Source organism: Cellulomonas citrea (assembly GCF_009829685.1).
In the GTDB taxonomy this organism is placed as follows: Bacteria; Actinomycetota; Actinomycetes; order Actinomycetales; family Cellulomonadaceae; genus Cellulomonas; species Cellulomonas citrea.
Genome location: NZ_VWSD01000318.1, coordinates 1 through 969, shown reverse-complemented (window position 1 = coordinate 969; position 969 = coordinate 1). Strand labels below are relative to the sequence as shown.

The 969-nt window shown below is 76.8% G+C and carries 1 pseudogene; it reads right to left on the bottom strand.

Going from position 1 to position 969, the window contains the following annotated elements:
• Positions 1 to 969: pseudogene (locus F2B26_RS16445) on the bottom strand (DEAD/DEAH box helicase); the annotation flags it as partial.

The window sequence follows — 969 nt, the reverse complement described above, 5'->3', positions numbered from 1 at the left end:
CAGCGACCGACGGCGCAGCGTCCGCAGCACGCCGGCGTCGCACAGCTCCGCGCCGACCCCGCCGAGCACCTCGGGCAGCAGTCGACCGGCGACCAGGGTCCCGGCCGCGACGAGCACCTCGAGCGGACGTTCGACGAGCGCCGGGACCAGCCCGAACCGGGCGGCGACCGAGGCCGTCGTGAACGGTCCGTGCGTGCGGGCGTGCCGGCGCAGCAGGTCGCCGAGCGGGTCGGGCACGATCTGCGTGAACACCTCGGGCACCCCGACGGGCAGCGCGACCCCGAGCGCGTCCCGCAGCCGGCCGGCGTCCTCCACCGCAGCCCACTGGCGCACCGACTCCTCGGCCACCCCGCTGAGCCGCACCTCGATCGCCCGCCGGTCCTCGACCAACCGGTCGAGCCAGGCCGGCACCTGGTCGGCCAGGTCGGCACGCACCCGGGCGAGCACCTGCGCCAGCGGCAGCGGGCCGTGCCGGCGCAGCACGTCGGCCAGCTGCTCGAACCCGGTCGCCCGGCGGTCTGCGGCGGTCCCGGTGAGCTCGGCGCTCGTGCGCTCGACCACCTCGGGGTCGAGCAGGTCGGCCAGCTGGGAGCCACCGCCGCCACCGAGCAGCTCGGCCAGCAGCGTCGGGTCGAGCGTGAGGGCCGCCGCGCGACGCTCGGCGAGCGGGGCGTCGCCCTCGTAGAGGAACTGCGCGGTGTAGCCGAACTGCAGCGACTGGGCGAACGGGGACGGGCGAACGGTCGTGACCTCGTGCACCGTGACCCGCCGGGCCACGACATCGGCCATGAGCGTCGCGAGCGCCTGCGTGTCGAAGTCGTCGCGGAGGCACTCGCGGACCGCCTCGAGCAGGATCGGGAAGTCGGGGTGGCCCGAGGCGATCTGCAGCAGCTGGCCGGCACGCTGGCGCTGCGCCCACAGCGGCTGACGCCGGTCGGGGCGGCGCCGCGGCAGCAGCAGCGCGCGGGC